This is a genomic window from Novosphingobium aerophilum, from assembly GCF_014230305.1.
Taxonomy (GTDB): Bacteria; Pseudomonadota; Alphaproteobacteria; order Sphingomonadales; family Sphingomonadaceae; genus Novosphingobium; species Novosphingobium aerophilum.
The window spans coordinates 107,703-132,557 of sequence record NZ_JACLAU010000006.1 but is presented as its reverse complement, the minus strand read 5'-3'; the positions used below and the strand labels follow the sequence as shown (position 1 = coordinate 132,557).

General features: G+C 65.2%; 23 protein-coding genes and 2 tRNA genes. 8 read left to right on the top strand and 17 right to left on the bottom strand.

What is annotated here, in order from left to right; genetic code table 11:
- Nucleotides 1-26: 26 nt before the first annotated feature.
- A complete protein-coding gene (locus tag H7F49_RS06620; RefSeq protein ID WP_185682827.1) occupies nt 27-593 on the bottom strand; it encodes a GNAT family N-acetyltransferase in 567 nt (188 codons plus the stop codon).
- A complete protein-coding gene (locus tag H7F49_RS06615; RefSeq protein WP_185682783.1) occupies nt 586-1,485 on the bottom strand; it encodes a prephenate dehydratase in 900 nt (299 codons plus the stop codon). The genes H7F49_RS06620 and H7F49_RS06615 overlap by 8 nt, the downstream gene beginning before the upstream one ends.
- A 191-nt stretch (nt 1,486-1,676) precedes the next feature.
- Between H7F49_RS06615 and H7F49_RS06610 the strand changes: the two genes are divergently transcribed.
- Nucleotides 1,677-2,300: a c-type cytochrome gene (locus tag H7F49_RS06610; protein WP_185682782.1), complete on the top strand. Its 624-nt coding sequence runs from the start codon at nt 1,677-1,679 to the stop codon at nt 2,298-2,300.
- A gap of 114 nt (nt 2,301-2,414) precedes the next feature.
- Here H7F49_RS06610 and H7F49_RS06605 read toward each other — a convergent pair whose 3' ends face one another.
- Nucleotides 2,415-3,089, bottom strand: a complete 675-nt coding sequence (locus tag H7F49_RS06605; RefSeq protein ID WP_185682781.1) for an RlmE family RNA methyltransferase — start codon at nt 3,087-3,089, stop codon at nt 2,415-2,417.
- On the bottom strand, nt 3,086-4,234 hold the full coding sequence (locus H7F49_RS06600) for a Ppx/GppA phosphatase family protein (protein ID WP_185682780.1): 1,149 nt from the start codon (nt 4,232-4,234) through the stop codon (nt 3,086-3,088). The genes H7F49_RS06605 and H7F49_RS06600 overlap by 4 nt, the downstream gene beginning before the upstream one ends.
- Nucleotides 4,235-4,487: 253 nt before the next feature.
- Here H7F49_RS06600 and H7F49_RS06595 point away from each other — a divergent pair, with 253 nt between their 5' ends.
- Both H7F49_RS06595 and H7F49_RS06590 read left to right on the top strand, forming a co-directional pair.
- Complete coding sequence (locus H7F49_RS06595) at nt 4,488-5,078, top strand: PAS domain-containing protein (protein ID WP_185682779.1); 591 nt, start codon at nt 4,488-4,490, stop codon at nt 5,076-5,078.
- Nucleotides 5,079-5,165: 87 nt separating this feature from the next.
- Nucleotides 5,166-5,239, top strand: a tRNA-Gln gene (locus H7F49_RS06590).
- A gap of 309 nt (nt 5,240-5,548) precedes the next feature.
- Here H7F49_RS06590 and H7F49_RS06585 read toward each other — a convergent pair.
- From H7F49_RS06585 to H7F49_RS06550, 8 genes are all read right to left on the bottom strand, one after another.
- Nucleotides 5,549-5,914 (bottom strand): DUF2280 domain-containing protein, encoded by a 366-nt coding sequence (locus tag H7F49_RS06585; RefSeq protein ID WP_185682778.1) that lies wholly within the window; start codon nt 5,912-5,914, stop codon nt 5,549-5,551.
- 195 nt (nt 5,915-6,109) lie between these two features.
- Nucleotides 6,110-6,180, bottom strand: a tRNA-Gly gene (locus H7F49_RS06580).
- A 181-nt stretch (nt 6,181-6,361) separates the two neighbouring features.
- Nucleotides 6,362-7,660, bottom strand: a complete 1,299-nt coding sequence (locus tag H7F49_RS06575) for an AAA family ATPase (protein WP_185682777.1) — start codon at nt 7,658-7,660, stop codon at nt 6,362-6,364.
- Nucleotides 7,653-8,603: a toprim domain-containing protein gene (locus H7F49_RS19865; RefSeq protein WP_185682776.1), complete on the bottom strand. Its 951-nt coding sequence runs from the start codon at nt 8,601-8,603 to the stop codon at nt 7,653-7,655. The genes H7F49_RS06575 and H7F49_RS19865 overlap by 8 nt, the downstream gene beginning before the upstream one ends.
- A complete protein-coding gene (locus tag H7F49_RS06565; protein ID WP_185682775.1) occupies nt 8,600-8,911 on the bottom strand; it encodes a helix-turn-helix domain-containing protein in 312 nt (103 codons plus the stop codon). Before H7F49_RS06565 ends, H7F49_RS19865 begins: the two co-directional genes overlap by 4 nt.
- Complete coding sequence (locus tag H7F49_RS06560) at nt 8,904-9,089, bottom strand: hypothetical protein (protein WP_185682774.1); 186 nt, start codon at nt 9,087-9,089, stop codon at nt 8,904-8,906. Before H7F49_RS06560 ends, H7F49_RS06565 begins: the two co-directional genes overlap by 8 nt.
- A 2-nt stretch (nt 9,090-9,091) precedes the next feature.
- Nucleotides 9,092-9,259 (bottom strand): helix-turn-helix domain-containing protein, encoded by a 168-nt coding sequence (locus tag H7F49_RS06555; RefSeq protein ID WP_185682773.1) that lies wholly within the window; start codon nt 9,257-9,259, stop codon nt 9,092-9,094.
- 99 nt (nt 9,260-9,358) lie between these two features.
- On the bottom strand, nt 9,359-10,051 hold the full coding sequence (locus H7F49_RS06550; RefSeq protein WP_185682772.1) for a hypothetical protein: 693 nt from the start codon (nt 10,049-10,051) through the stop codon (nt 9,359-9,361).
- Between the two features lie 156 nt (nt 10,052-10,207).
- Between H7F49_RS06550 and H7F49_RS06545 the strand changes: the two genes are divergently transcribed.
- The 4 genes from H7F49_RS06545 to H7F49_RS06530 are packed head-to-tail and all read left to right on the top strand — an operon-like array spanning nt 10,208 to nt 16,731.
- A complete protein-coding gene (locus tag H7F49_RS06545) occupies nt 10,208-11,707 on the top strand; it encodes a type I restriction-modification system subunit M (RefSeq protein ID WP_185682771.1) in 1,500 nt (499 codons plus the stop codon).
- A complete protein-coding gene (locus H7F49_RS06540) occupies nt 11,697-12,959 on the top strand; it encodes a restriction endonuclease subunit S (RefSeq protein ID WP_185682770.1) in 1,263 nt (420 codons plus the stop codon). The genes H7F49_RS06545 and H7F49_RS06540 overlap by 11 nt, the downstream gene beginning before the upstream one ends.
- Nucleotides 12,956-16,000, top strand: coding sequence for a type I restriction endonuclease subunit R (locus H7F49_RS06535; protein WP_185682769.1), 3,045 nt, complete (start codon nt 12,956-12,958; stop codon nt 15,998-16,000). The genes H7F49_RS06540 and H7F49_RS06535 overlap by 4 nt, the downstream gene beginning before the upstream one ends.
- A complete protein-coding gene (locus tag H7F49_RS06530) occupies nt 15,997-16,731 on the top strand; it encodes a M48 family metallopeptidase (RefSeq protein ID WP_185682768.1) in 735 nt (244 codons plus the stop codon). The genes H7F49_RS06535 and H7F49_RS06530 overlap by 4 nt, the downstream gene beginning before the upstream one ends.
- A 36-nt stretch (nt 16,732-16,767) precedes the next feature.
- Here the strand turns inward: H7F49_RS06530 and H7F49_RS06525 are convergent, their stop codons facing one another.
- The 5 genes from H7F49_RS06525 to H7F49_RS06500 form a co-directional block, all read right to left on the bottom strand.
- Nucleotides 16,768-18,000: a hypothetical protein gene (locus H7F49_RS06525; RefSeq protein ID WP_185682767.1), complete on the bottom strand. Its 1,233-nt coding sequence runs from the start codon at nt 17,998-18,000 to the stop codon at nt 16,768-16,770.
- 632 nt (nt 18,001-18,632) lie between these two features.
- Entirely contained in the window at nt 18,633-19,307 is a 675-nt protein-coding gene (locus H7F49_RS06515; protein WP_185682765.1) for an ankyrin repeat domain-containing protein, read from the bottom strand.
- Complete coding sequence (locus H7F49_RS06510) at nt 19,304-20,599, bottom strand: tyrosine-type recombinase/integrase (protein WP_185682764.1); 1,296 nt, start codon at nt 20,597-20,599, stop codon at nt 19,304-19,306. The genes H7F49_RS06515 and H7F49_RS06510 overlap by 4 nt, the downstream gene beginning before the upstream one ends.
- Nucleotides 20,600-20,868: 269 nt before the next feature.
- Nucleotides 20,869-21,939 (bottom strand): DUF1176 domain-containing protein, encoded by a 1,071-nt coding sequence (locus H7F49_RS06505; protein ID WP_185682763.1) that lies wholly within the window; start codon nt 21,937-21,939, stop codon nt 20,869-20,871.
- 325 nt (nt 21,940-22,264) lie between these two features.
- Complete coding sequence (locus H7F49_RS06500; RefSeq protein ID WP_185682762.1) at nt 22,265-22,555, bottom strand: hypothetical protein; 291 nt, start codon at nt 22,553-22,555, stop codon at nt 22,265-22,267.
- Between the two features lie 931 nt (nt 22,556-23,486).
- Here H7F49_RS06500 and H7F49_RS06495 point away from each other — a divergent pair.
- Nucleotides 23,487-24,734 carry a PQQ-dependent sugar dehydrogenase gene (locus H7F49_RS06495; protein ID WP_328806569.1) on the top strand — a complete coding sequence of 416 codons (1,248 nt, stop codon included), beginning with the start codon at nt 23,487-23,489 and terminating at the stop codon, nt 24,732-24,734.
- The last annotated feature ends 121 nt before the right edge of the window (nt 24,735-24,855 follow it).

The window sequence follows — 24,855 nt, the reverse complement described above, 5'->3', positions numbered from 1 at the left end:
GCGCGACGCACCACCGGGCTAGGCGCTCACAACATCCGCGCGAACAGGAACTCGTCGTCGAGCTGGCTGCCGACCCGGAAGGAGATGTCGGCCACCTTGGCGAAGCCATAGCGCTGGTAGAACCGCTGGGCGCCGGGATTGCCCGACCAGACCGAGATCTGCACCTCGTCCGCCCCGCGGGCGGCGAACTCGCTCATGGCCCAGTCCATCAGTTGGCGCCCGAGCCCCTGCCCCGTCGCCCGGGGGGCGGTGTAGAGCTGTTTCAGCTCCATCACCCGGTTTCCGCGGGCGTGGTCCGGAAAGCCGCAGGTCAGCCCGACCTTGCACCAGCCCACCAGCACCCCATCCTGTTCGGCCACGCGGTAAAGCTTGGCCGGATCGGCGATCTCTGGGGCCAGCGCCGCCTCGGTGTAGGTCTCCATCAGGAACGGCAGCAGATCCTGCGGCCGGTAGAGGTCCCCGAACTTGTGGACGAAGGCGGCGATGCCGAGCACCGACAGGGCGGTGAGATCGTCCACCGTGGGCGCCCGCAGCACGACCGGCCCTGCCGCGGCAGCCGCATCCCCGGCGACGAAAGCCGCGTTCTCAGCCACGTGGGCGGGCCTGGGGATAGCAGCCGAGCAGGCGCAGATCCTTGCAGTGGAAGGCCAGCTCCTCGAGCGCCAGATCAACCGAGGGCTCGCCGGGCGCCCCGACGATATCGGCATAGAACATGGTCGCGGCGAAGCTGGCGCCCTTCTGGTAGCTCTCCAGCTTGGTCATGTTGACCCCGTTGGTGGCCAGGCCGCCCAGCGCCTTGTAAAGCGCGGCCGGCACGTTGCGCACTTCGAACACCATGGTCGTCATCGCTGGCCCTGCCCCCCGCTCGGCTGCCGACAGGGGTGCCCGGGCGAGCACGACGAAGCGGGTGGTGTTATCGGCCGCGTCCTCGACTCGCTGCTCCACCACGTCGAGCCCGTAAAGCTCAGCCGCCAGCCGGGGCGCGATCGCCGCGGCGGCCGGATCGCCCTGCTCGCGCACGAAGGCCGCCGCCCCGGCCGTGTCCGCATAGGACATGGGCACGATCCCGCGCTGGCGCAGGAAGTGCCGCGACTGACCCAGCGCCTGCGGATGCGACCAGGCCACGGCGAAGGGCCCGCGGGCGCCAGGCAGGGCCATCAGGTCATGGGTGATCGCCAGGAAATGCTCCGCCACGATCGACAGGCCGGATTCGGGCAGCAGGAAATGGATGTCCGCCACGCGGCCGTGCTGCGAGTTCTCGATCGGGATGATCGCCCGGTCGGCCCGCCCTTCCTTCACCGCATCGAGCGCGTCCTCGAAGGAAAAGCACGGCAACGGCAGGCCGTCGGGCGCGAACTCCAGCGCGGCGCGATGCGAATTGGCCCCGGGCGCACCCTGGAAGGCGACGGCCCGGCTCGGCTCGACCTGGGCGGCCCGGGTCATGGTCTCGACCAGGGCTTCGGCGGGTTGCGGATAGCTGTGCATGGCGCATGGCGCTTATTCCGGCGGGCGGCCAGGGGGCAAGCGCAATCGTTCGGCAGTCGGGACGGCCCCGCCCGATCCGCAGCGCGGACGGAACGGACGGTAAGGTGGCAAACTGTCCGGAATGACCCTTGCGCACAGACGCTTGCCTCACTAGAGCGCCAGCCAAACGCCAGAGCAACCTCGGGGCACTGATGGAAGACCGCAACAATACGATCGCCGGCTGGGCACTGTTTTCGGGAATCGTGGCCCTGGGCCTCGGCAGCCTTTCCGCCCACCACTTTCTGGCCGATAAGCCGGAACGCCCCGAAAAGATGGGCTACGAGATCGAAGGCGTGGTCTCCAGCGAGGGCGACGCCGGCGGCGGCGAAGCGCCGATCGAGGCCCGGCTGGCTCAGGGCGATGCCGCCAAGGGCGAGGCCACCTTCAAGAAGTGCCAGTCGTGCCACACCATCAACCAGGGCGGCGCCAGCGGAATTGGCCCCAACCTCTATGGTGTGGTCGGCGAGTCGATCGCCTCGGGCCGCGGCGGCTATGCCTTCTCGGATGACCTCAAGGCCAAGGGTGGCAAGTGGGATTTCGCCACGCTTGACCAGTGGCTGAAGAACCCCAAGGGCTTCGCTGCTGGCACCAAGATGAGCTTCGCCGGCCTCGCCGACGGGCAGGAGCGCGCCAACGTGATCCTGTACCTCAACGCGCAGGGCTCCAACCTGCCGCTCCCGGCCGCTCCCGCCGCGGATGCCGCCCCTGCCGACGCAGCGCCCGCCGATGCCGCCGCTGGGGATGCAGCCCCGGCCTCGGAAGCCGCCGCGCAGTAACCGAGCCCTCCGCGCGGGCAAGCCGCGCGATTGTCGCAAAAGGCGGGGCTGCGGCTCCGCCTTTTTCGTTATGGGCTGACCTTCTGGTTATGGCCTGGGGGCCAGCACGCGGCCCTACCCTTGCGGCCCTGGACCCTTGAAACCCTGGGCGATCACATACCACTCCGACGAATCCTTGCGGCTGGCGGGCGGCTTGGCATGTTTCACCGTGGCGAAGTTGCGCTTGAGGATTGTCAGCAGTTCGGCATCGGTGCCGCCGGCAAAGACCTTGGCCACGAAGGCACCGCCGGGGGCAAGGGTGTGGATCGCGAAATCGACCGCCGTTTCCACCAGACCCATCGTCCGCAGGTGATCGGTCTGCTTGTGCCCCACGGTGTTGGCCGCCATGTCCGACAGGACCAAGTCCGGCGCTCCGTCCAGCGCCCCTTCCAGCGCCGGAGGCGCCTCATCGGCCATGAAGTCCATCTCGAAGATCGTGACGCCTTCGATCGGCTCGGTCGGCAAGAGGTCGATCCCGACCACCCGGGCCGAGGGGGCCCGTTGGCGCACGACCTGGCTCCAGCCGCCCGGGGCTATGCCCAGATCGACCACCCGGCGCACGCCCTTGAGCAGGCCGAAGCGCTCGTCCAGTTCGGCCAGCTTGTAGGCGGCGCGGCTGCGATAGCCATCGGCCTTGGCCTGCCGGACATAGGGATCGTTAAGCTGGCGCTGCAGCCAGCGGGCCGAACTGACCGTCCGCTTCTTCGCCGTCTTGAGGCGCGTGCCGGGATCGCGACCCGAGCGGCTCATACCGCATCCTGCCCGGTCCGCAGGGCACCGGCCCCGTCGCGGCGCAGGCCTGTCGCCATCAGGCTGCGCAGGATTCCCTCGCGGATGCCCCGATCGGCAACCCCCAGGCGATCGGCCGGCCAGATGTCGAGGATCGATTCGAGGATCGCGCAACCCGCCACCACCAGGTCGGCGCGCTCGCGCCCGATGCAGGGCACTTCGCGGCGCTCGGCCAGGCTCAGGCCGGAAAGGCGGCTGGCGATCGCCCGCATCGCCGTGGCGGGGACGATCACGCCGTCCACCGCGCTGCGATCGTAGCTGGGCAGGTCGAGATGGAGGCTCGCCAGGGTGGTCACCGTGCCGGACGTGCCGAGCAGGCGCAGCGATTCGGCCGTGGGCGGGTCGGCCCGGGCCGGGGCGATCCGTTCGGCGAAGGGGGCGAAGGCCTCGTCGACAAGGCTCCGCATCCGCTGGTAGCGGGCCGCGCGCTGGGTGGCGTCGGCCCCCTCGGGCCCGCAGGTCTCGCTCAACGAGACCACGCCCCAGGGGACCGATTGCCAGTCAAGGATGCGCGGCACGGCCGGGCCGCTTTCGATCAGCACCAGTTCGGTGGAGCCGCCGCCGATGTCGAAGATCACCGCCGGTCCCTCGCCCTGCTCAAGCAGGATGTGGCAACCGAGCACCGCCAGTCGCGCCTCTTCCTGCGCGCTGATCACGTTGAGCGCGATCCCGGTCTCGCGCCGGACCCGCTCGATAAACTCGGCACCGTTGCTGGCGCGGCGGCAAGCCTCGGTCGCCACCGACCGGGCGAGGTGGACGTTGCGGCGGCGCAGCTTGTCGGCGCAGATCTGCAGGGCGGCCAGCGCCCGGTCCATGGCCGCGTCGCTCAGCCGTCCCGACTGGGCGAGTCCCTCGCCAAGCCGGACCACCCGGCTGAACGCATCGATCACCACGAAACTGTCACCCGCGGGTCGGGCGATCAGCAGGCGACAATTGTTGGTGCCCAGATCGATCGCCGCATAGGCCTGTCGCGGCCCCGACGCGCCGCGCGCGCCGGTGCGGCGCAGGCCGCTGTCCCCCGTTGCGGGGCGCGGAACGCCGGGTTCGTCTGCCGTGCCGGACTCTGCGGCAGGCTCACGCGCAACCGGCGGAAGATGGTCCGCCATGGTCAACTACTCTAAATCCAGGGCCCCGCGCGGTCGCGGGAACGTGGCGCAATCGTAACCCGGCAGGGGCTCCGCGGCAAGGGCACCCCCCGCCGGGAGGCGAGTGTCCACCAAAATGGACAGCTCAACCTGTCCAAAAGGGCTGTTCAGACCGGCAATTGCGTATTACCCCGGCACGGTGACGATGGCTTGGGCGGGAACGTGACCTATGAGACACGTTGAATATGGCGGTGGGGAGTGGCCTTTGCCGATGATGCCCTTACCGGAAATGCTCGAAAAGAGCGCCATCGCCGCCGTCCTGAGCAATCCGCGCTTGCCGGATAACCCGATCGTGGAGTGCAACCGCGCGTTCGAGGAGCTCACCGGCTATTCCGCATCCGAGATCCTGGGCCGCAACTGCCGATTCCTCAATGGCCCGGAAACCGAACCCTGGCTGACCGAGACGCTGCGCACGGGGATCCGGCGAAGACAGCCGGTCATGGTCGAGATCACCAATTACCGCAAGGACGGGACCCGCTTTCGCAACGCGGTGATGGTGGCCCCGATCTTCGACGATGACGGCGAACTGATGTACTATCTCGGTTCGCAGGTGGAGATCCCCGGCGAACAGGCGCGGGAGAACGACATGCGCCGCCAGGTGGCGCACGAGAAGATCCAGGCCTTGTCCGCGCGCCAGCGCGCGGTGCTGGTCCAGATGGCGGCCGGCAAGCTGAACAAGCAGATCGCCTGGGAGCTGGGCCTGTCGGAACGGACGGTCAAGATGCACCGCGGCGCCGTGCTCAAGGCGCTCGGCGTGCGGACCACGGCCGAGGCGATCCGCGTGGCGATCGAGGCCGGATACTGAGCCCCCACCCGGCTCCCCAGCGGCCCGAAACCCGCGCGAATCCCCTTGACCGGCTCCCACCGCCAGACTAGAGCGCCGGCTCCGCGGTGCCCCGTCGTCTAAAGGTAAGACTACGGACTCTGACTCCGTCAATCGAGGTTCGAATCCTCGCGGGGCATCCATTTTATGTAAGAAAATCACCTTCTATCAATGTGTTACTAGATTAGCGTCCGCATTGCCCCCACATTCCACCCCACATTGCGATGCGATTGCGCACGGCTGGCGGCAAACGATAGTAGCGCGACGCGCGAATCCAGCCGGAATGGCTTTTCAGGCACCGGACCGCATTTCAGGCCTAAGCACCGGCCCGATCGGTGCGGCAATTGACCCCACACCCGACACGATCGGTTACGCTATCATGGAGTTTGCTTGCGGGCGTACTCGATTGCTCTGAGGTCGGCGTGAAGAGGCGGCTAGGCCAACCGACACGATCAACGCACGTACCAGTTTCCCATTTCCTTCGCGGCTTGTTCAAGGGTCTTGAGGGCAAGCCGATAGTCGCCTCGCTCCATCGCCAGATCGAGTATTCGTTGAAGCTGCCGCATCCGGTACGCGCGATGGGCAATGGCGACCTCGCCCAACTCCTTTTCGCAGCGGTCGCGCACGATCCGGTGATAGTCCAGCCAACGGTGTGACCCGGCAAACTGGAACGACATAGGGTCATAGGCTCGGACGTGTCGCGGGGTCAGGGTGACGTCGAACTCACCGGCAACCAGGTCCGCCACCTCGGCGTGTGTCTGATAGCAAGCCAAATGCTCGACGATCCGGCGCTTGATGGCATCAGGCAGACGTCTCATCGCGTAAGCCCAGGGTAAGTGGCCACCCCTTGGAGGACGTGCCTTACCCCGTTCCCATGTTGACCTACGAAGGGGCAGAAAGGCCCCTTGCCAATCGAAAAGCAGGCACAAATTCCGCCACGTCCTTGATACGTCCCCCTGTCGTTCGGGACGTGCCCATCGGGGTCATGATGGCGACGGTCATCACGTCGATTGAGCGGCCTAGGAGGATCGAACTCCTGTAAACGGGATGGAAGCCCGGTGCCTAACCACTCGGCCAAGGCCGCCCTGTGACGGCATCTGCAATACATCGAGGCATCGACGCGCGCAACGGTCCGCCTGGCGAGTGCGCCCACCCTTGGCAACCCGCACCTTGTGATCATGTCAATCTCGGTCTTGCCAGCCAATTCAACCGCACCCGCACCACCGCACTCCCTATAAGGGAGGTGCGGGTAGTGCGGACTGGTTTCAACGCGGGTCATCATCCGCACCTCCCGCACTTTCCGCACCGCACTTTTCAAGGTGCGGACGTGGGCCAATCTCGCTGGGGTCAACGGCTTTGCCGACGATCACGAATGGCCGCTCGTCCCCGTTCTTGTCGGGACGGGTTTCGACCGCCAGAGCACCATTCTTGCGCCACGTCCGAATGATTGCCTTGATGCGTCCTTTGTCGGTTTTGGCGGACAGGCCCGCCACGTTGGCGACAAGGTGGCCAACCCAATCCTTGGCCTGAACACTCTCGCGCCAGTCACCAGCCGCAAGTCCTTTCTGGACCATGTAGAGGTGCCATGTGCTCAGGCCATGGAACACGTCCGGCTTTTCCCAGAGCGTGGCGACGCCGACATAATCGGCAGGCTCGCTGCCATCGCCGTTTTCGAGGCACTGGCTTTCCAACTTGATCCAAGTTGCCGCGTCCGGGGGAGCGCGATTGGCCTTGCCGGTATCGACGCGCACCAGCGAGCGGCGAAGCGCAGGATCGGTAATGCCCAGTTCCTCGGCCTCGGCCTGGCTCATCGCATTGAGGGGCAGCACGACGCGGGCAGCGTCACGCAAGGCGACCGCGCCGCGTCCATCCTCTGCCGTTACCTCACGCCCGCCCAGCTTCTTGGTATGGTGCACCAGCACGACCGCGCAGCCTGTTTCCTGAGCCAGCCGCTTCCACCGCTTGGCGATGGCGTTGATGGCCTCGTTGCTGCTCTCGTGAACGGTATGGCTGGACACGAATGGATCCACGATCACAGCCGAAATTCCACGCTCACGGATCGTTGCCGCCACCTGCGTGAACACGTCCTCTACCAGGGCGAAGCCGTCGCGATCTTCGGTCGCCGTGCAGAGCGGCTGGATCAGCCCGCTATCCACGAACAGCCGGCCTGCGCAGTCAACAGCCGTTATCCCATGAAAGAGACAGGCGGCTGATACCTGCCGGTCCAGCTCGTCTTGCGAATCCTCAAGGTTGTAGATCCACGCCGACTGCGCGCCACGCGGGAGCGATTTGCCAAGCAGAGGCCGGCCGGATGCGAGCGACAACGCCATAGCAGTGCCGATCGTGCTCTTCCCGGTGCCACCAGGCGCGATGATCGCCGTAACCTCACCCCTCAGCAGCCAATGGCCAAGCAGCCATTGCCGCGTGGGCAGCGAACGGGGGTCGGGCCAGCTATACGGCGTCGCGCGAATGCCCGTGCCGACGTGCATGGCCGCAGCAATGCGGCTGGCCAAATCCTCCGGCTCCATATCGGCAAAGTCCATGGGAGCTTTCACGTCACGCATGGCCGCTCCTCCTGGCCCGCGCGATCCGGGCCGCCACCTCGGCAGGGGCAATGTCCGCAGAGTCGGCTCCTGAGGCCGTAAAGCGCGTTTCCGGGACAAGGGGCAGCGGGGTGGCCAACAGCGCACCGGTAGACTCAGCCGCCCTCTGAGCGGCTTTCAGGCCGATATTCTCCGATAGGTGACGGTCATCGTCCGATGCGACGATCAGGGTCCGGCTGGGGAACAGCTTGCGCAGGGCGCGGGCAACGGTCTCAAGGTTGCGCGCCGACATGGCCGCGACAACCCCGTGCCCGGTCGCATGATGGACCGCCGCCATGGTGGCGAAGCCTTCGCCGATCACCAGCGGCCCAGCCGATGGTCTGCCATCCTGCATGAACGCGCCGTGCAACCAGAACAGGCCATCGGTCCGCCCGCCCGACAGGAACAGTTTGCGCCCGTTCGGATAAACGCGCTGGACGTTCCACAGGCGAAAGTCGCAATCGACCATCGGGACGATCAGCGCCTCACCGTGCTGCCTGATGCCGAACGGGGGCAAGCCCTTGCGCGTGAGATACCCGTGCGCCGGATCGGCCTTGCGGCCCCTGCGCCAAAGATCACGGGCGATGCCAGCCGCGGCCTCCTGTTTGGCCTCGGTTTCCGCCCTGCGGCGGGCCTCGCTCTCGCGGGCCTGAGCCACGATCGCGCGCCGCTCGGCTGGTGACAGCGAGCGGGAATTGCTCCCCGCCCGCCACACTGCCCGCACGCCCAGCCGGTAATGCCGGAACACGCCCGCCGGCACGCCATCGAGGTGCAGCCACGCCCAGCCGTTGCGCCGTCCGGGCTTGTCGCCATCTGCGCGAAAGCGGACAGGCTCGCCCGCTGCCAACTTGTCGGTGATTGGCTCCAGGGGGCGGATTCCCGCCGCCCCCATCGCGTCGATAAACTCCAACACAGGGTTGGTCACAGCGCGGCCCTCCCTTTTTCGGTCAGGCGGAGGACCGCGGCGCGCTTCCCCGAGGGGTTGCGACGCCGCGCTCCTGTCGGCTCGACGAGGCCCATGGCTCTCAATTCGGAGAAGCGCGGTTGCAGGCTTTCGCGGCTGACCTTGGCAAAGTCGACCGCTTCGAGCACCGTTGCCTCGCCCAACCTGTCCAGCGCACGCATGGCGACCCGGCGAAGGTAGGAGACGTGAAGCTCGGTGGCCTTGGCAGCTTCTTGGCTGGTGCCGTCCGGGCCTTTCGCTCCGGGAATGTCGGGATAGCGGTCAGCCATGTCCGTGCCCCTCGAATGCGAGCACGGCGATCATCGCGGCCAGTTCCGGCCGGACGTTGTATGCTGCAATCAGGAATTGCACCCGGGAGGCGGCGAGGTTATCGAGCGAGTGCGTCCAGCCGTCCAAGCGAACGCGCGAAGCCCCGGTGCCAGCCGGGGTTTTGCTTTTTTGGGTCATGCTCACACCCCGCCTTCGATCAGGCGACGCAGCGAGCGCGTCAGGATGAGGCGCTTGCGCCCGACCTTCCGGGTCTCCAAGCGACCATCCGCCATGGCTTCGTACAGGGTGGTTTTCCCGAGGCCGGACGCCTTCACAGCATCCGACACACTGAGTGCGATGGGTTCCATGTTTTGGTCTCCGCCCGCATCCCGGCGAAATTACGGGGAAGTAGGCGGAAACGGGCTGCGATCAGCGCTCAGGATTTTTCGCAGGGGATATAATACAAATCAGCGTCTCTGCATTTCTGCCTTAGTGTTCAATGCCTTGATCTGCACGAGAATTGCCGCGCGAAGGTTCGCCGGGCCATCGCCGAGGACTCTAGCCTCTGCGGCCAAAGCGTCCCTCATCTGGGCATACGCGCTGTAGATGAGTTCATGGTGCCCTGCTTGCCGCTGATAGGATTTGGCGCTTGTCAACGCCTTGCGATTCAGCGCCCCGAAGTAAGCGCCTGACATGTACCTTGCGGCGCGATTGAGCTTTGCATCTTCGTCACCCTCATCGCCACTCGATGACTCAAGCCAGGCGTCCGCGATTGCTGCGATTTGACCCTTGCGCACCGCGTCCTCCAGATTCCGGCGCCCCTTGGTCTTCGACGGTTTCTCACAGAACAGCGGATCGGGATGATTACGATCGCAGACGTCGACGATAGCCCACACGACCCGGCTCAGCGGAACCAGGGTTGCGCCGCTGAAGCCCTGCCCCTTCAGAAACTCCGAGACAGCAATGATCGCTTCGCACACTGCCTCTCGTTGCTGCTGGGGGCCTGCCTCATAGGCCTTCGCCGCCGCGACAAGCTGATCGTGCAGTTGGACGAGAGCGACGAGTGGGTCAGCCTGGGGCGCACCGCGACCATGTAGCTGGTCCATATGCTCACTGACTAGTTGGCGCACCTGCTCGTGCGATGGGGTGCTGCGGTCCATGCATTTCGATCCTGATCCTCGGCCGGACAAGTCGTTGCGGCCATGATCGCCATGATGCCTGACTTTCCGCCATGAACCACGATAGACCGTTTCATGCGGCTGTCTGTGGATGTATGCCGCCGATACCGAAAAATATCGAATACGACGAAGGAACCGATGGCCAAGCTCACCCAGCAGGAACTCGAACGGCACCTCTGGGGCGCGGCGGACATTCTCCGGGGCACCGTCGATGCCGCCGACTACAAGCAGTATATCTTCGGCTTGCTGTTCTACCGCCGGCTCTGCGACGTGTGGCAGGAGGAGTACGAGGCGCTCCTGGCCGAGACCGGGGATGCGGACGAGGCGGCCGATCCTGACGAGCACCGCTTCGACATCCCTGCGGCGCACCGGTGGGAGGCCGTGCGCCAGCATTCCACGCAAATCGGCCAGCGGCTGAACAATGCGCTGGCCGCCATCGAAGACGCCAACCTGCGGCTCAAGGGCGTGTTCGGCGATGTGGACTTCGCCAATCAGGATCGCTTCTCCGACGCGCTGCTGGAGAAGCTGCTTAACCACTTCGAGAAGCACCGGCTGCGCAACGCCGACGTGCCCGCCGACATGCTGGGCGACGCCTATCTCTACCTCATCAAGATGTTCGCAGAGGGTGCCGGCAAGAAAGGGGGCGAGTTTTACACCCCCCGGTCGATCGTGCGGCTGATGGTCGAGATCGTGCAGCCCCGGCCCGGCATGTCGGTCTACGATCCCACCTGCGGGTCGGCGGGCATGCTGCTCGAGGCGGTGCAGTATGTGAAGGATCGCGGCGAGGATGCCCGCGGCCTGTCGCTCTATGGGCAGGAGAAGAACTTCGCTACCTGGGGCATCGCGCAGATCAACCTGTTCCTGCACGACGTGGACGACGCCTTCATCGCCAAGGGCGACACGATCCTCTCACCCAAGCGGTATGACCCCAAGGCCCGCGAGTTCGTCGAGGGCGTGGGCGCGTATGATCGGGTGCTGGCCAACCCGCCGTTCTCGGAAAAGGTGTGGGGCTATGAGGTCTGGCAGAACGGTGACCCGTTCGGGCGCGACGAGTATGGCTGCCCGCCCAAGGGCTATGGTGATCTTGCGTTCGTCCAGCACATGCTCGCCAGCCTCAAGGACGGCGGCGTGCTGGCGGTGGTGGTGCCGCACGGCGTCTTGTTCCGTGGCGGGGCCGAGGGGCGCATCAGGGAGGCCATGCTGGCCGCAGACGTGATTGAGGCGGTGGTGGGGCTGGCCCCGAACCTGTTCTACGGTGCGGGCATCCCTGCCGCCCTGCTGATCTGTCACAAGAAGAGGCCCGCCGACCGGCGCGGCAAGGTGCTGATCGTCAACGGCGATGCCACCTACACGCCCGGCAAGGCGCAGAACTTCCTGACCGACGATCATATCCGCACGCTGGCCGATGCCGTCCACGGCTTTGCCGACATCGACAAGCTGGCCCGCGTGGTGCCGGTGGCCGAGATCGGCGCCAACGGCCACAACCTCAACATCAGCCGCTATGTCCAGACCGGGGCGGATGCCGAGGCGGTCGATGTCGCGGCGGAAGTCGCCAAGCTGCAAGACCTGATCGCCCAGCGTAACGAGGCCGAAACCGTGATGTTCGGCCACCTGCGGAGGCTCGGCTATGTCGAGTGACGTGGCGGAACTGGAACGACCGACAGACAGCTTACCAGACGGCTGGCGCTCATTCCGTCTTGGTGATGTCGCTGACATCTCACGCGGGACGAGTTGGGGAAGCGACAATGAGCGCCGCGACCCGGTTGACGGCGCACTACCCGTGCTTGGGATCAGAAACGTCCAAGCCCGCTTGGAAATAGACGACCTTTTATGGCTCCACGGCCTCAAACCCTCTGCCATCGCGTCGAGCACAGTGCAGACGGGTGACATCCTGATGGTCGGGTCGAATGGGAACCCTGCCCGGATCGGCAACGCGGTGCAGGTCGATGAACCGGGCCGCTATCTCTACGCTTCGCTGCTGTTCGGCTTGCGTCCCCGGCGCGAAGCCGTTGACCCTGACTTCCTGTATTTCGCGGTGGTTGCGCCCGGTGTGCAGACTGCCATTTCCGATGCGGTGCAAGGCACTACTGGACTGTCGAACCTCAAGATCACGACACTTCGGGATTTACCCATCGACCTCCCCCCGCTCGACGAGCAGCGGCGGATCGCCGAGGTGCTGCGGTCGGTGGATGAGGCGATTGCGGCGGCGGACGCGGTCGCGTCGTCTTTGCTGCGGGCCAGCAAGACGATGCGACATGACCTGCTCAACGTCGCGCCCGATGGAACTGTCATCGACCTACCGCCTGACTGGACCGTCCTTCCTCTTGAAGCACTTGCGAGCGTCGAGCGCGGCAAGTTCTCAATCCGGCCTCGCAACGATCCTCGATACTTCGGCGGTTCAACGCCGTTCATCCAGACCGGGGACATCACCGCTGCTGGCGATTACATCACGCGCCATACGCAGACGTTGAACGATCTTGGCGTGGGGGTCAGCCGGGTGTTTGCAGCGGGCACCATAATGACCACCATCGCAGCCAATATCGGCGACTTCGCCATCGCGGCCTATCCGGTAGCCTGTCCGGACAGTGTCGTAGGCATTGAGGCAAATCCCGATGTGAACCCGTTCTGGCTCTACTCGGTGCTAACTTGCTTCAAGGCTGCGCTGGACCGAGCAGCGACGCAGAACGCGCAGAAGAACATCAACCTCCAGACCCTGCGGCCCCTGCAAATCCCCGTGCCGCCACCTTCCGTGATGATCGAACTGGCCGAAACCTTAGCGGCTGCGGCTGATGTTGCCATGCAAGCGAAGGCGTCGGTCGCAAATCTGACCGCGACAAAGCAGGCCCTCATGTCAGACCTTCTCTCCGGTCGCGTGCGGGTGCCTGCATGAGCGAATATCGCCTTGCCGAGAAGCCCGCGCTCGATGCGCTGGTGGCGATGGGCTGGCAGGCGCTTTCGCCCGCCGCCGCCTTAGCAATGCGGGTGGAGGAAAACCGGGTCATCCTCAAACCCGTGCTGATCGCGGCGCTGCGCGACCTCAACGGCATTGGCGAGGCGGACGCCGAGGCGATCTACGCCGACCTTGCCACCCTGTCCGACAACGAGGACTGGCAGCGCAAGCTGCGCGGCGGCTATTCTCGCCGCCTGACTGGCGAGAACCGCGACAGCCCGATCACGCTGATCGACTTCAAGAACCCCGCCCGCAACCAGTTCCACGTCACCCGCCAGTTCCGCGTCGCCGCCCAGCGCCCGCGCGTGCCCGATGTGGTGCTGTTCGTGAACGGCATCCCGCTGGTGGTGATCGAGGCCAAGTCGCCGCTGAAAGCTACAGCGCGGGCCGAGGAAGCCTTCGAGCAGATCAAGCAGTATGAGCGCGACATCCCGCGCTTGTTCGCGCCCAACGCCTTCAACATCGTGACCGATGGCATGGCGACGCTCTACGGTGCGACGGGTAGCCCGGCGCAGTTCTATGCCCCGTGGCCCGATGCTTGGCCGCGCACCCGCGCCGACTTCCCGGACGACCTCTCCAAAGACCTGTGGTGCTTGTGCGAGCCGTCGCGTCTGCTCGACCTGCTGGCGCACTTCATAGTGTTCGAGGTGGACCCGGAGACGGGCCGCAAGATCAAGAAGGTCTGTCGCTACCAGCAGTTCCGCGCGGTCAACAAGGCGGTGGAGCGCGTTGCGGCGGGCGAGCACCGCAAGGGGCTGATCTGGCACACGCAGGGCAGCGGCAAGAGCCTGACGATGGTGTTCCTCGCGCTCAAGCTGAAGACTCACCTGACGCTCGACGCGCCAACGCTGGCCAACCCCAACATCCTGGTGCTGACCGACCGGATCGACCTCGACGACCAGATCAGCAAGACCTTCGTCGCCTGCGGGCTGCCCAATCCGGTGCAATGCGGATCGGTCGCCGCGCTGCGCGAGGCGGTGAGCCGGGGTGGCAATGGCCAGATCCTGCTCTCGACCATCTTCAAGTTCGCCGGATCGAAGGAGGCGATCCCCAACTCCGCCAACTGGATCGTGCTCGTCGACGAATGCCACCGCACGCAGGAGAAGGACTTGGGCGCGTTCCTGCAAGCGACGCTGCCCGATGCCCACTTCTATGGCTTCACCGGCACACCCATCAAATCGACCGACAAGGATACCTACGCCCGCTTCAGCGTCGTCGGCGAAGGCTACCTCGACAAATATGGCATCGACGATGCGGTGCGCGATGGGGCGACCGTTCCGATCCTCTATGAAGGCCGCAAGGCGGACTGGTCGATCAACGAGGCCGAGATCGACATCCTGTTCGACCGCTGGTTTGTCGATCTGGCGGACGACAAGCGCGAGGAGCTGAAGCGCAAGGGTCTGACCGTGGCGACCATCGCCAAGCACCCCGAGCGCATCCGGCTGATCGCTTACGACATATGGGAGCACTTCAAGCAGGTCTGCCGGCCAGATGGCTTCAAGGCGCAGATCGTGGTGGTCGATCGCGAGGCGGTGATCCTCTACCGCGCCGCCCTCTCCGCCGTCATCGCCGCCGAACTGGCCAAGAGCGGCACGGAGGCCGAGATGGCAGCGACACAGGCCGATGCGATGATCGCCTGCGTCTTCTCGAAGAGCCAGGAGGATGGCAAGCCCAGCGAGATCGCCGAGGTGCAGGCGCTGCGCGATGGGCTGGAGGCATTCTACCTCGACGCCGAGGCCGAGAAAGACGCCAAGCGGCGATTCAAGGCATACGGGCAGGAGCCGAGCTTCCTGATCGTGTGCGACAAGCTGCTCACCGGGTTCGATGCGCCCATCGAGCACGTCATGTATCTCGACAAGCCGCTCAAGGAGCACAACCTGCTCCAGGCCATCGCCCGCACCAACCGCACCTGCTCGATCAAGCTGCCCGATGGCGGCGAGATCGCCAAGCCGAATGGCCGGATTGTCGATTACATCGGCGTCACCAACCATCTGGACGAGGCGCTCAAGTCCTACCGCGCCGATGATGTCGAGAATGCGCTGCGCGACATCGCCGTGCTGCGCAACGACCTCAAGGAAGCCCATGCCCGCTACCGCGCGCAGAAGCGGGCGATGGGGCTGGAGGGCATGGACGAGAAGGCCGCAGCCTATGCCGCCGCCAAGATCGCCGCTGATGGCCGCGAGGATGAGTGGTTCGACCTCCAGCGGCTCACCCGGACCTTCATCAAGGTCTACGCCGACCTCTCGCCCGATCCCGCCATCCTGGACTTCACTGCCGAGGTGAAATGGGCTGCGGCGTTCCTGCGGCTGGCCACGCAGGCCATCGCGAAGGATGAGAGCCTCGATCACCGCAGCTACAGCGGCAAGATCAGGGACATGCTGGAAGAGCACGTTCATGTGACCGGCCTCTCGACCACCATCCGGCTGCGCAACATCACCGATCCGAACTTTGCCGATGACTTCGACACTGGCGGCAAAGACGAGGGCGAGCTGGTCGAGGCGTTCGTCCGAAAGTCCGCCGAGCTACGCCGAGTCACCCGCGAACTGGTGGACAAGAACCCCGCACAATATGGCCGCTTCTCCGAACGGGTGCTGGAGATCATCCGCCGCTTCGAGGCTGGCCAGATCGCCGCCGCCGATGGCCTATCGGACTTCGAGGGGCTGACCGGCGACATTCAGGCCGAGCAGGGTGCACACGCCGAGCTTGGCATGGATGAGAACGCCTTTTCGATCCTGCGCATCATGGAGGCCATAGCAACGGACACCGCCCACGAGACCTTGCAGGCAGCCGCCATCGCCATCGGCGCGGTCTATGCCGATGCCGCCGCCACCCAGCCCGCCTTCGCGCACATGGAAGCCTATCTCAGGTCTCTCCGCCAGCAGGTCCGCCGCATCCTGACCGACCACGGTATCGGTGAGACCAAGACGATCCGCGAGAAGGTCGAGGAGTTCGCCGTCAACGCCTACGGGGGCGGGGCATGATGCGGACGATCCAGATCGGCCGGGCCGAGATCGCCTACGAGCTACGCCGCAGCGCCACCGCAGCCGAGCGGCGCATCACCGTCACACCGGGCCATGTCGAGGTGATGGCGCTGACGACGGATGGCGATGACGACATCACGGGGTTCCTCGATCGCAAGCGCCAGTGGCTGTTCAACACGGTGCGCGACATGGAGCGGATTACCGCAGGACGTCATTCCGTGCCCCGGTTCATGACCGGCTCGAAGATTCCATACCGGGGCCGCAAGATGCCCCTCACCGTCCGCCGCACCGATGCGGAGCGGGCGACCGTGACCTATCGCAGCGGCTTCATCGTCGATCTGCCGCACTGGACGGGCGATGACCCCGATCAGCTTGTCGCCAGCGAGCTGAAGCACTGGCTCAAGCAGCGCGCCAGGCGGGATGTGGGCGAGATCGCCGCCGACATCAGCAAGCGCTACGGCCTCGCGCCCCGCTCGATCCGGGTGGCAGACCTTGCCGAGGGTTGGGGATCGTGCGGCCCGGAAGGTAACGTGCTCATCAACTGGCACCTCATCTTCGCGCCACGGAAGGTGCTGGAGTACGTGGTGGCGCATGAACTGGCGCACCTGCGGCATCGGTCGCATGGGGCGGAGTTCTGGGGGTTCGTTGGGGCGCTGGTGCCGGAGTGGGAGGCCAGCAAGGCATGGCTCGACCGGCATCAGAGCACCCTTGCGGATCATTTCCTCAGGTGATCCACATCACGCCAGGAGACGCCGCGACGGAGACACCTATTGGTCGGTTTGGCCTTTCGCCGCATCGAACTCACTGAATAGCCTTGCGACCTCGGCTTTCGGCACACCGCCCTTCTTCATCGCGTCAGTCAGCATCTTCGTAAAATCAGGATCGTTTGCCGACGCCCACGTGATGCCCTTGTACAGTACGCTGCAACGGATGGGCCGCAAGGTCGACGCCTGTTCAAGCAAGCCATCGAGGCGTTCGGCAAGCCGATCCTTGATCTCCTTGTCAGAGGGGTGCGGGTAATAGCGCGTCACAAAAGCCGGTGGGTTCTCGTTCCAGGCCGGCAGAAACTCATCGAGAAGGGTCTGCTTGAACCCCTCGCGGCTCGCATGGAACGCAGCATTTGCGGCGACCCTGAATCGTTCAATGTTCCTCTCAAGCCGGCTGACCTCCGCCTCAAAGCGCTGCTTGTCCCTGATGAGGATGACCCGGCCATGCCGGGGTACAAGGAAGGTGAACTCGCGCTCGATCGCGGCACGTTGCTCGTTGACCCACCGGGCGTCGACCTTGGCGCGCTTGGTCGCCCCATCGGCTTGCTCCACTTCAATGTCGAAAGGGCCATTGACCTCTGCCGGAGCACTGAGGGTGCTGTTGATCCGCGGGATAAGACCTTCGCTGCGGATTCCCAGCAGGTCCGGTGGCAGTTGAACACGTCGGACGACTACGCGAAGGTTTTCGATCTCGAGTTCCACGAACTCGGCCTGCGAGCTGAAGACGCGGATCGCGCGGGCAATATCGAATGGCTGCGGCGGAGTGTCACGCAGCTCCGCCTCAATCCGGGATACATCGTCAGGGCCCAGGCCTTCATGACCGATCTCGCTGGGGCAGTCGCCGCCCCCTGATGCTGCCGTTGCGACCTGCTTGGCGGCATGGCCAGAGATGACCAAAGCATTCGGCTTCTCTGGATTTGGAGAGCCAGCCTCGATCAATCGCGGCACCGGTGAGTAAACCAGCATCCGCTCGTCCGCGACGATCAGCCCAATCCTGATGCCCGGCTGACGTGCCAGGGCGAGGCCGTTCGCCGTCATCGCTCCGCGCAGAGGTTCCAATGCGGCCTGATCACCGTAACCCAGCCGGTAGACTTCGGGATCAGCGTCCAGAACCACGCTCAGACTGACGCTGTCGTCACCACAGCGGGCTGCCAGGGCCTTGGCCACAGGGGTGGTCAGCGCTGGGGCAACAACGACGAGTTGATGGCGAGCTGATTGAATGAGCTCGATCATGCATTCGTCAGTGGCAACCGCGAATGTTTGGTTCGGTCCACCAGGCTTTGCCATCTCGCATATCCCCCGCCCATCCCGGCTGGAGCCGGGTGGTTCGTAACGTGCGAGCACGGGGCAGCACGCCTCCCGTATTTCCTACGAGAGGTCTTGTATTCCGGGAGCCGCCCGACAAAGGCGGACCCGTGCTCAGCACACGTTGTGCACTGCTAAGGCTTACGAGACCCGAGCAGTGCGCCCCTGATAGTGGGGGCGTTCTTGAAAGTCTATGAGGCCTTGCGTGGCCAGATTGGGGTGACATTTCCGGCTAAGTCGGACGCAAAAGCCAGAGGGACCTAACCCTCGACCGGCTTCAGGTAACCCATCGTGCCTTTCCTTCTAAGGGATTGCGGGACGCGCTCGCCGACCACGTGCCATCCGGCCCCCTGGTGAACCGGGCAACACGTCCACCCCACGTAACGGTGAACAGGTTTTCGTCATGCTGCCAGACGCTCGGATCACCCCACAACGCGAACTCGGTTGCCACAAGTATTGAGCCGGCGATGTGCAGGCACTGCTGACCGTCCGGTGTCCGGCCGTTCCGTGGCGCTTCACCAACAAGGTTCTCAATGATGGCATACGCTTCGGGGTTTGCCTCACCCATGATTCAGGTCTCCAGCTACAGACTCAATCGAAGGAGCTTCCTTCAACCGCCAGGCCGATCTTTTCCATTCAACGCCCTGTTGAGGGGTGCCACCCAGTTTCGCCGCCATTTCCGCTCCAGTCAGCGCCCCGTGCTGGCGGAGTAGAAGCGGAAGCGTCGGGCGTAGATAGCCAAGCTGCGCGGCCTCATGGTCCACCCATGCAAGCCAAGCGTCGGGATTCTCGACACCACTTGGCGGGTTGAGAGGTGCAAGGCCGCGAGCCATCCAAGCCTCATGCTCGTAATCGAACATCGCAAGGTCGCAGATCGTCTCCCATGGTTCTGCGCAGCCATGGTTGGGGTTGACGCCCTGCTCCAGCAGCCACCCCACCATGTCCACCCGAAGGCCCAGGATGGGGCCCACGAGTATGTTCCTGCCATTATCATCGAGCGCAGTCAGGCTGGCACCAAGCTCCATTAGCCCGCGAACGACGTCCATGCGCTGCTCGCGCTCATCACCGTCCTCGGCAAATTCGGCAGCAGTCACGGCCTTGAAGATAGCGGGCTCACCCACAAAGTCCCGCATGCCGACGTCCGCTCCGCTGGCGACCAGCCGCGCGATCTCAGCCAGATCCGCGTTGTCGATCGCCTCGAACAGGGGATGTTGCCCATCCTCGACCACAATCATGCCCTCTGCTTTAGCGGGGTGACGTTTCCGGCGATACCGGAGAGCGAAGGGGCGGCAAAGCGGCCCCACGCCTCGATGAGAGAGCGGCGCATGTCGCGCAGATCACTCCTCAAGTAGGCCTGTTCGGTAGAAGTGCCAACCCGATGCGCCAGCGCCATTTCGGCAACCATGGCGGGTATGGTCGGCATCTTTTCCGCGGCCCAGTCTCGGAACGACGAACGGAAGCCGTGCACCGTTTCTGCTCGACCGGCCGAGCGCATGGCCTTTGTCAGTGACATATCTGACAGTGGTCCACCGCGTGCGCCCCTGAAAATGAGGCCCTCGCGCAGGCCCTTTGGAGTGTACCGGTCCAGCAGAGCGACCGCCGCATCCGACAATGTGACTACGTGGGAAATGCCCGTCTTGGTCATCACGGACTCGTCTCGGCTCCATATCCGGGCTTCGAGATCGATCTGCTCCCACGTGGCCTTGCGCACCTCCCCTGATCGCGCGCCGGTCAAGATCGCGAACAGCACCGCATACCTGCTTGCGGCTGTGCCCTTCGCCAGCTCCCCTTCTACGAATGCAGGCACCTCGCCATAGGGCATGGCAGCGAAGTTCCCGCCACGGCTTTGCTTTGAGAGGCCCGTGCGAAGCTCACGAGCATCTGGGAGCGCGTCCTTCCGCCAGCCGCGTGCTTTGGCGAAGGCCAGGACCTGGCCGATCCGGCTGCGCACCTTGCGCGCCATCACGGGCTTGTCGGTCCAGATCGGCGCCAGCGCCGTGATGACCTCGGCGCTGCCGATCGCATCCACCTTGAACGACCCAAGCTTGGGATTCGCGTGTTCCTCAAGCGATGCTTTGAACGCCTTGGCCGTTCGAGCACTCCAGCCCTTGCACAGAGCCTCATGGGCTTCTGTCACCGCCTCGGCGAAGGTTGGCACCTTGACCCTTTGACGGTCTCGCTCGACCTTCGGATCCTTCCCGGCCTTGGCGAGCTTGCGCAGTGCGGCCGCCTTCTCCCTTGCCTCAGCCAAGGACAGGCTCTTGCGGAGCATCAGCGGCAGCTCAGCGAACCGCTGATCGTCGGGATCAAACGCGCCGCGGCCAAGACCGTCAACATCCACTGCGCCAAGACCAATGTCCCGTCGCCGACCATCGACTTGGAGTCGAAGCATCCAGGACCGGGCGCCACTCGGGCCAACCAGAAGAAACAAGCCGTCGCCATCCTGATACGACCTCTTCACCGGCTTCCCATCGCCACCATAGCCAGGCTTGGCATTGCGAACCTTGGCGGTCGTCAGTTTCCCCACACTACCACCTCCACAATTGCCCCAACATTTGCCCCCACACTTTATTGCGGCTGGAGGGGATCGTCAACGGCGGCTGGCGGAATCAGCCTAGCCCAAAATAGTGGTTTTCCGGACTATTTCTGGAGAGCAGCGGAAAATGGCGGAAAGTAGTATTAATCCTCGCGGGGCATCCAGCCTTCTGTAAGGAAGGCTTACCGGGTTCGGGAAATGGACACCTCAACGTGCCACTACGAACCCAGCACCCGTGAAATCTCTGAACCGCGAACAGCCTAGCGCGTGCGGTAGGTCGTGACCCAGTCGCCCGGGGTCATCGCCTCGATCAACGACTCGTTGGCCTCGGTAAGGACAAACCGCCTGCCGTCCCACACCCAGGTCGATCCGAACCCGGTGTAGGCCATCGGGCTGCCCTTGCCGTAGCTGCTCAGGCTGGCCGAGGCTGGGTCGAATTCGGCCATCTCGAAGCTGGTCCGCAGCTCGTGCGGGCCGGGGCCGGCAAGCGTGTCGGGGGCGGTGAACTGCTCAAACATGTCGCTCCGGCGACCGATCACCAGAACGATGTAGCCCGGGTTATAGGAGGCCGCGAAGCACATCGTGACGATCACCGCCCGGTCCGGGCCGAGCGCGTGGACCGCGCTGTCCCGGTCCGAGACCTGCGGATCGCAATCGGTCGCCTCGCGCGCGGCGGTGGTCCGGTCGCGGTAGCGGGCGAGCAGCGCGCCACGCTCGGCCGCGGTCAGCCGTTCGCGGGTGACCACGGCCCGGACCACCGGGAGCGGCGGCAGTGGTGGAACCGCGGCGGCTGGGCGGTCACCGGGACGCGCCAAGGCAGTGACCGTCCCGATCCGCCCTTGGCGCTCGTCCATTCGCAGCAGCGCCGCGGACAACCCGTTGAGCGACAGCGGCTTGCCCCGGCCGAGCGACAGGCGATGCCCCTGGCCAAGCGCGGTGAGCAACCCTCGGACCGTGGCCGGATCGGAGCTTCGCGCCGTGGCGCCGACGTCGCCGGCGGCGAAGGTCCAGGCCCGCCCGGCGAGGGCAACGGCGGCCCCGTCGATCCGCAGCGTCCGGCTGCGCGAGTTCGGCAGTCCGTCGAGCTGCAGACTCAGGCGCCCCGCCGGACCGGCGTCGCGAACCAGGGTGATCTGGCTCTCCTTGTCCTCGGCCACGGTCCGCGCGGTGCAGGTCAAGCCGTTGTCGCAAATGATGCCCCAGTCCTTGTAGACATCTCTGGAGGGGCGCACCCCGCCCTCGGCGGCAAGCACCGCACCGCCGATGGGCGGAACCGCAGACCGGACGAACAGCAGCGCGCAGACAAGGGCAGGGATGATCGCACAGCGCATGGCAGGTCTCCCGGACGGTGCTGCCGGTCTAGGCTGAATCGACATTCAGGGCCAGAAGCTGAACGCGGAGGGACAACGCCTGGCGATAGAGTTCACCGATGGGACAAGGGGTAATCCTCGCTTCGCGCCCGTACTGTGGCCTATCGGTCAAAACCCATGTCCCTCGCTTGTGACAGATCAGGATTTGTTCGGTGATTTCCGATTGGTCTTTGATGTCCCTGGACATTCCTGTGCGGGGTGGCCGGGCCGCCGATTTCCACCAACCGGGATAAGTGCTGCGCCGGTCGATTGGGCTCGAAGCCTCATCCGCCGAAGCGCAGGCTGGTCAAACACCCAGCAGCGCGCGGGCCATCGGGGGCCACCATGGGCTGATGATGGCCCAGATCGAGAGCAGTTCGGCCACAGCGTAGAATGCGGCTGCCGCGGCCCATGCGGCATGGATGCGGCGGCGGGTTGCCAGATCGTACAGCGCAATCGCGAGGACGATTGACGCGCTCCCTGCCGAGAAGCCAGCCAGCTTGCCGAAGAAATCGTCGCCCAGCAGGGGGCGGAGCACAGGGTGCCACCAGCGGCGCCGTGGCGAGCAGAACCAGCCTGCGGTGCGTAGCCGGATCACGGCGGACGTAGAGCGCAAGCGCCATCAGCGGCCCGAAGATGACCAGAGCGACCCCCTGGATGGCAAGGAACGCACCATTGGCGGTGCCTGCGGAAATGCTCGCCGTGTCTACGGTCCATGCCGCCCAAAAGCCGACACCCAGCATAACCGGGACCATAACGGCTCCGCCCTGCCCAAGGCGGCGATGGAGCCGTATCCGGCCTGAGCGGATAAGCAGGACCTGAGCGGTTAGGAGGACCATCCAGCCGACAAAAACGGCCGCGTGGATGTGGATGGCAAGGGGGTAACTGTGGTCTGGGTTACGGGCGTTCTCGAGCATCTCGGGGACGAAACCCATGAGCAGGCCGCACCACATCCAGGCGACGACGCAAGGCCAGAACCACTGGTCGGAAGGCCGCGGGACAGAGAACGCTCGCCGATCCACACTACCCATTGCCCGTTCCCCCCGAGCCCGTGTGGTCCATTGGGATAGACCGGAAGATAGAGCGGAACAATACGCAGTCATCGACCGCGGGGTTCACATCAGGATGGCGGCCGTTCATCTCATCCCGATGCGGTTTGATGTCAGGTGCCCCGGCGGTCGGCAACGGCCACCCGATCGCAGAGCCAGCCTCCGAGCCGCGGCAAGCCGTTGACCATGGCCAGGTCGAGGCCGTGCGCTCGGGTTGCGAGACCCGTGGCTGTGAGACTGCCTTGGGCCGACCAACGCACGGCGCGATCCGGTGTTCGCCTGACCCTTATGGCAGTGCCGACCAGGCCCGAACGACGTGTGCCCAAAAGACGGGTTAGGCCTCCGGCGAAGCGCATGGCAATGGCCGGACACTCCCGGAAACCGGTCACTTGCTGACCGCGCTCCGTGAACCTTTTGGACTTTGCCGCAATTCCCCGCCAAATCCGTCAAGCATCAGATTTTGGCCATAAGGAGGCTCTTGTGCCCGTTTCCGTTCCTGCGCACCTGCAACCGATCCGGCGCATCCCTTCCCTGCTGCTCGCGCCGGTGCTGCTGGCGTCGCTGCTGCCCGGCTGTGCCGAGGCGAGCGACGATCCGCCGGGCGACCCGGCTCCGTTTGCGGTCACCAGGATCGCCGATTTCCAGTATCCCTGGCGCATCGCCTTCATGCCCGACGGTCGCATGCTGCTGACCGAGAAGCCCGGCAAGGTCTGGCTGGTGACGCAGGACGGGGTGAAGCGGCAAGTGGAGGGCATTCCTTCCGTGCGCCATGCCGGACAAGGGGGCTTGCTCGGGATCTATGTCGCCCCAACCTTCGCGCGCGATCGCGGGGTTTACCTGACCTATTCCGAACCAGGTGAAACGGGTTCGGGTCTGGCTCTGGCCCGGGCCAGGCTGTCCGCCGATGGCCTGAGGCTGGAAGGGCTCAAGGTGATCTGGCGCGAATTCATCAAGGGCAAGGGCGGGCAGTTCGGTGGCGCCGTGGCGTTCTCGCCCGACAGGAAGCATCTGTTCCTGACGGTCGGTGATCGCCAGCGCATGACCCCGGCGCAGGATCCCGATCTTCCGCAAGGGAAGATCCTGCGGCTGACCCTCGACGGACGACCCGCGCCCGGCAATCCGCTGTCGGGCAGGACCGGCGCGAAGACCGTGCCGCTGATCGACCCGCCCCGCGATACGGATGCGGCCAAGACCGCGCCGATCGTTCAACGGATCACCCTGCCCTCCGCCAACCTGACCCCCTCCGAAACCTGGGCGACCGGATTCAGGACGCCTTACGGGCTGGCGTTCGGTCCCGATGGGCGCCTGTGGGAGCTCGAACACGGGCCGGCGGGCGGCGACGAGCTCAACCTGGTCGAGCCCGGACGGAATTACGGGTGGCCGCTCGCCTCGTTCGGCAACAACTACAACGGCGTCCCGATCCCCAAGCCCGATGCGCGGCCCGACCTGACCGGCCCGGTGATCCAGTGGACCCCCGTGATCGGCCCGGGCAACCTCATGTTCTACAACGGGACGAAGTTCCCGGCGTGGCGGGGGCAGGCGCTTGCGGGCGGGCTGGCGAGCATGGCGATTGAGCGGATCGTGTTCGACGGCAAGGGGGGCGCGCGGGTGGCCGCACGCTACAAGCTCGGCTTTCGGGTCCGCGATGTGGCGCAAGCCCCCGACGGGGCGCTCTGGGCCATCGCCGATAGCAATCCGGGCGGACTGTACCGGCTGGTCCCGAAGTGAGCGGGAGAGCCGGGCTGACGTGGTGGTCAAGCCCGTCCCGGACCGGCGACCTGTTCGGCTTGGCCGAGCTCTCTCCGGTTCGGCAGGTGCGTTCCCATGCGACCGGAAGACGTGGCAATTC